Consider the following 5497-nt stretch of genomic DNA (forward strand, 5'->3'; position numbering starts at 1 on the left):
ATCAATCATCGACCGCGAAAATGTTTAGCTTACAGAACAGCTGTTGAAGCTCTCTTGAACGAGTTTAAATAAATGTTGCACTTTTTCTTGCAATTTATCAAATCTATTTCTCAAGTTAAAGTGGGTTTAAATCTATGTTTATAAATTTTGAGGATTTGGATTCTAAGTTACGGTGTCGCTAAATCATTAGGCCACCAACCCTCTTTTTCCGTAGCAGGTGGTTTGCCACCCTTATCGTACTGAAATTGGTTATTAAATGGGTTACTTGAACCATAAAGTGATTTGCTATTGAATAATGGCTGAGAATTTTAATAAAACTTGGCACTAAAATAACAAGCACGGGCGAAATTATGATAAAATAAAAATAGTATCTTTTTTAAGGAAAAACTATGTTTACATTTTTTAAGAAAAAATCAGTTGAAAATGTCTCGCTTGACAAAATTCCGAATCATGTTGGTATTATCATGGATGGGAATGGGCGTTGGGCAAAAAAAAGGCTCCAACCACGCGTTATGGGGCATAAGGCTGGTATGGATGCCTTGCAGGAAGTCACTTTAGCTGCTAATGAACTCGGCGTTAAGGTTTTGACAGTCTATGCCTTCTCGACAGAAAACTGGTCCAGGCCAGAGAGCGAAGTAAAATTTATCATGAATCTGCCTGTCGAGTTTTTTGATAAATATGTTCCAGAACTACATAAGAATAATGTTCGCGTCCAAGTTATTGGTGAGCGAGATCGTCTCCCGCAAGAAACACTGGATGCTCTTAACCGTGCCATTCAGACAACTAAGCATAATTCTGGACTAGTTTTAAATTTTGCGCTGAATTATGGAGGGCGTGCCGAAATTACTAAAGCTGTCCAAGTTATCGCTCGGGATGTTTTGGATGCTCGGTTTAATCCCAATGACATTTCAGAAGATCTAATTCAATCCTATTTAATGACGGCCTATCTTCCCTACTTATATCAGGATCCCGATTTGATTATTCGAACCAGTGGGGAGTTACGACTCAGTAATTTCCTACCTTGGCAATCTGCCTATAGCGAACTCTATTTCACAGAGACCCTATGGCCTGATTTCAAGCGCTCTGAGTTTTTAAAAGCTATTGAAGAATACAATAAGCGTCATCGTCGTTTTGGTGGCGTCTAGAAAGTAGAGTAACATGCAAAAACGTATTATTTTTGGGGCAGCTGCGCTTGTAGTATTTCTGCCTTTTATCCTGATTGGAGGCTTACCATTTCAGCTTTTGGCTGCGATTTTGGCTGCGATAGGAGTATCTGAAATTCTTAAGATGAAAGGATTGGAAATCTATTCATTCGAAGGTGTTTTGGCGATGTTGGGAGCGTTTGTATTAACTGTTCCTCTTGAACTTTACTTGACATTCTTACCCGTGGACGCTAGTTTCTCAGCCTTTGGTATAGTTGTGTTTCTCGTTTTGGCTGGAACTGTTGTCAATAGCAGAGCTTATAATTTTGATGACGCTGTATTTCCGATTGCTTCGGCACTCTATGTGGGTATTGGGTTTCAAAATTTAGTTGATGCTCGAATCGCTGGTATTGACAAGGTTCTTTTGGCCTTGTTTATTGTGTGGGCCACGGATATCGGTGCTTATTTCATAGGAAGTCAATTTGGGAAACGAAAACTACTGCCACAAGTATCTCCAAATAAGACTATTGAAGGTAGTCTTGGAGGTATCCTTTCGGCTGTGGTTGTGTCATTCATTTTCATGTTAGTAAGAAAATCTGTTTATGCTCCACACTCATTTGTAGTGATGTTGATTTTAGTTGCAATCTTTAGTGTTTTTGCCCAATTTGGGGACTTGGTAGAAAGTGCTTTGAAACGACATTATGGAGTAAAAGATTCTGGTAAGGTTATTCCAGGTCATGGTGGCATATTAGATCGTTTTGATTCAATGATTTTTGTGTTTCCTATCATGCATTTCTTTGGTTTGTTTTAGTGAGGTGTCATGGTTCAGATTATAAGTTTTATTATTATTTTTGGGGTTTTAGTGATTGTCCATGAATTTGGACATTTCTATTTTGCAAAAAAAGCAGGCATACTTGTTAGGGAGTTCGCCATAGGAATGGGCCCCAAAATTTTTTCTCATCGGGATGCTGAAGGCACCTTGTATACGGTTCGAATTCTTCCCCTAGGTGGCTATGTTCGTATGGCTGGTTGGGGAGAGGACAAGACGGAGATTAAGACAGGATCACCAGCCACCTTAAGTTTGAACAATCAAGGTCTTGTAACAAGAATTAATTTATCCGACAAGCAGTTAGATCAAACTAGCTTACCTATCAATATTACTTCCTACGACCTCGAGGATGCCTTAGAGATTTCAGGTCTTGTCCTAGAGGAAACACGAACCTATCATGTCTCTCATGAGGCGACGATTGTGGAAGAGGATGGAACAGAGGTGCGTATTGCTCCCTTAGATGTTCAATATCAAAATGCTAGTATCTGGGGCCGAATAATGACTAACTTTGCGGGTCCCATGAATAATTTTATCTTGGCAATTCTTGTATTTGTTGGTTTAGCCTTTTTACAAGGTGGTGTCGTTAATTATGACAGTAACCAAGTGAGAGTCGCTCAGGATGGAGCTATTGCACAAGCTGGTGTCCAATCTGGAGATAAAATTCTTTCTATTGATGGCATTGAAGTTACGAATTGGTCTGAATTAACTGAGGCTGTCGATCAATCGACTAGCACTTTGCAAAAAGGTGGTAGCCTTACAGTGGTGGTTGAAACTGCTGACGGTCAACAAAAAACTTTCCAAGTTACTCCTAAAGAGAGTGACGGAGCCTATTACATTGGCGTTAACCCATCTCTTAAGACGGGCTTCTGGGATAAAATTCTCGGTGGTTTTGAGATGGCATGGGCTGGAGCAAGTCGGATTTTGCAGGCTTTGAAAAATCTTGTTTTTAAACCGAGCCTCAACCAACTTGGTGGTCCAGTGGCTATGTATCAGATGATAGGCCAAGCAGCGTCGGATGGAGTTTATTCTCTACTCTATCTTATGGCTCTGCTATCTCTTAACCTAGGAATTTTTAATCTTATTCCGATTCCTGCTCTTGATGGTGGAAAGATATTGATGAACATCGTTGAAGCGATTCGTCGCAAGCCTCTTAAAGAAGAAACGGAAACTTACATTACTCTTGCTGGTGTCTTAATTATGGTAGTTCTAATGGTTGCTGTAACTTGGAACGATATTATGAGAACCTTCTTTTAAAATTTATTTATCTCGTGTGAAAGGAATTTCTAGCTCTGCTATTTTAAAAAATAGTAGAACTGGATTGGCTGCTTGAGCATGAGCTGGGGCTGATAGCTCTTCCCCAACCTCATTCAGCCAGAGAAACATTATGAAACAATCTAAAATGCTTATCCCAACCCTGCGTGAAATGCCAAAAGATGCACAGGTAATCAGCCATGCCCTCTTGGTTCGTGCGGGTTATGTCCGTCAGGTTTCTGCCGGTATCTATGCTTATCTACCATTAGCTAACCGTGTTATTGAAAAGGCTAAAACCATCATGCGTGAAGAGTTTGATAAGATTGGTGCTGTGGAATTCTTGGCGCCTGCCCTCTTATCTGCTGATTTGTGGCAGGAGTCTGGTCGTTACGAAACCTACGGTGAAGACCTTTATCGCCTCAAAAACCGCGAAGGCTCTGATTTCATCCTTGGTCCAACCCACGAAGAAACGGTTACCCTTCTTGCGCGTGATGCGGTGCAATCATACAAGCAACTTCCGCTTAATATCTATCAAATCCAAGCCAAGTATCGTGATGAAAAACGTCCGCGTAATGGTCTTCTCCGTGGTCGTGAGTTTATCATGAAGGATGGTTACTCATTCCATGCCAACTACGATAGCCTGGATGAGACCTATGAGGACTACCGCCGTGCTTATGAAGCGATATTCACCCGTTCAGGTCTTGAATTTAAGGGGATTATTGGTGATGGCGGAGCTATGGGAGGAAAAGATAGCCAAGAATTTATGGCTATCACTCCAGACCGTACAGACCTTAGCCGCTGGCTGGTACTGGATAAGTCTGTGCCGTCACTTGAAGATATTCCAGAAAATGTTCTGAAAGAAATCAAGGCTGAATTAGCCGCATGGATGGTTTCTGGAGAAGATACCATTGCTTATTCGAGTGAGTCAAGCTACGCTGCTAACCTTGAAATGGCGACAGACCTTTACAAACCAAATCAAAAAGTAGTTTCACAGGAAGAATTGGTTAAGGTGGCGACTCCAGGTTGCAAATCTATTGACCAAGTCGCAGGCTTCTTAAACGTTGAGGAAACGCAAACCATTAAAACCATGCTCTTTATGGCTGACGGTGAGCCTGTTGTTGCCCTCTTGGTCGGCAATGATCAAGTCAATGATGTGAAGTTGAAAAACCACTTAGGGGCTGACTTCTTTGAGCCTGCGACCGAAGCAGAAGCACAGGCCTTGTTCGGTGCAAACTTTGGTTCATTAGGACCGGTTGGTTTGCCAGAGGGCACCAAGGTTATTGCGGATCGCAAGGTTGCTGATGTGGCAAATGCTGTTGTCGGTGCTAACGAGGACGGCTTCCATTACACTGGTGCCAATGCTGAACGTGACTATCAGGTGACAGAGTATGTTGATATTCGTGAAGTAAAAGAGGGAGAAATCTCACCTGATGGCCAGGGAACCCTTAAATTCGCTCGCGGCATCGAAATTGGGCATATCTTTAAGCTCGGTACCCGTTATAGCGATAGCATGAATGCCAAGATTCTTGATGAGAATGGTCGTTCTGTCCCGATGATTATGGGTTGTTATGGAATCGGTGTGAGTCGTCTCTTGTCTGCTGTGCTTGAACAGCATGCCCGTCTCTTCGTCAATAAGACACCAAAAGGCGATTACCGTTATGCTTGGGGCATTAATTTCCCTAAAGAATTGGCTCCGTTTGACGTCCATTTGATTACTGTCAATGTTAAGGATGAGGAAGCGCAAGTCTTGACACAGAGCATCGAAGACAGTCTAATGGCCAATGGCTACGAGGTCTTGACAGATGACCGCAACGAGCGCGTCGGCTCTAAGTTCTCTGATAGTGATCTCATCGGGCTTCCGATTCGAATTACAGTTGGTAAAAAAGCGACAGATGGTATCGTTGAAGTCAAAATCAAGGAAACAGGTGACACGGTAGAAGTCCATGTTGACCAACTAATGGAAACCTTGACTATTTTAACGCATCAATAATTAAGAAGAATAGCCTAAGTTGAGCTGTTAAATAAGTTGGATAAACGTCCTACTATATTAAAACAGAGTTCAACTTAGGCTTATTTTTCGAACAAAAGGATTGCGTAGTAAGTTAGGAGTATGTTATAGTAACAAAGCTATCAATTTGCCCACGAGAAGCTCGACTAAAAAAATAAAAAAAGTCGAAAAAACTTGTTGACAAATAATTGATGATTTGCTAAACTAATATAGTTGTCTCGTGAGTGGGCAACGATGCCCTTTGAAAACTGAACAAGACGAACCAAG

At 41.6% G+C, this 5497-nt stretch carries 4 protein-coding genes; all 4 read left to right on the forward strand.

The features are described from left to right. Positions 1–389: 389 nt before the first annotated feature. The 4 genes from ACFORF_RS04585 (at position 390) to ACFORF_RS04600 (ending at position 5212) form a co-directional block, all read left to right on the forward strand. Positions 390–1145: an isoprenyl transferase gene (locus tag ACFORF_RS04585; RefSeq protein ID WP_380425930.1), complete on the forward strand. Its 756-nt coding sequence runs from the start codon at positions 390–392 to the stop codon at positions 1143–1145. A 13-nt stretch (positions 1146–1158) separates the two neighbouring features. After that, positions 1159–1953 (forward strand): phosphatidate cytidylyltransferase, encoded by a 795-nt coding sequence (locus tag ACFORF_RS04590; protein ID WP_380425931.1) that lies wholly within the window; start codon positions 1159–1161, stop codon positions 1951–1953. Between the two features lie 9 nt (positions 1954–1962). Then, positions 1963–3225, forward strand: coding sequence for an RIP metalloprotease RseP (rseP, locus tag ACFORF_RS04595; protein ID WP_380425933.1), 1263 nt, complete (start codon positions 1963–1965; stop codon positions 3223–3225). 130 nt (positions 3226–3355) lie between these two features. Then, complete coding sequence (locus ACFORF_RS04600) at positions 3356–5212, forward strand: proline--tRNA ligase (RefSeq protein ID WP_380425935.1); 1857 nt, start codon at positions 3356–3358, stop codon at positions 5210–5212. Positions 5213–5497: the final 285 nt, after the last annotated feature.

The organism is Streptococcus caprae, from assembly GCF_042649745.1.
GTDB classification, from domain to species: domain Bacteria; phylum Bacillota; class Bacilli; order Lactobacillales; family Streptococcaceae; genus Streptococcus; species Streptococcus caprae.

What these genes read in the sequence shown, in the direction of transcription:
- ACFORF_RS04585 (WP_380425930.1), top strand. Translation starts at nt 390, where the DNA reads ATGTTTACATTTTTTAAGAAAAAATCAGTTGAAAATGTCTCGCTTGAC.
- ACFORF_RS04590 (WP_380425931.1), top strand. Translation starts at nt 1,159, where the DNA reads ATGCAAAAACGTATTATTTTTGGGGCAGCTGCGCTTGTAGTATTTCTG.
- rseP (WP_380425933.1), top strand. Translation starts at nt 1,963, where the DNA reads ATGGTTCAGATTATAAGTTTTATTATTATTTTTGGGGTTTTAGTGATT.
- ACFORF_RS04600 (WP_380425935.1), top strand. Translation starts at nt 3,356, where the DNA reads ATGAAACAATCTAAAATGCTTATCCCAACCCTGCGTGAAATGCCAAAA.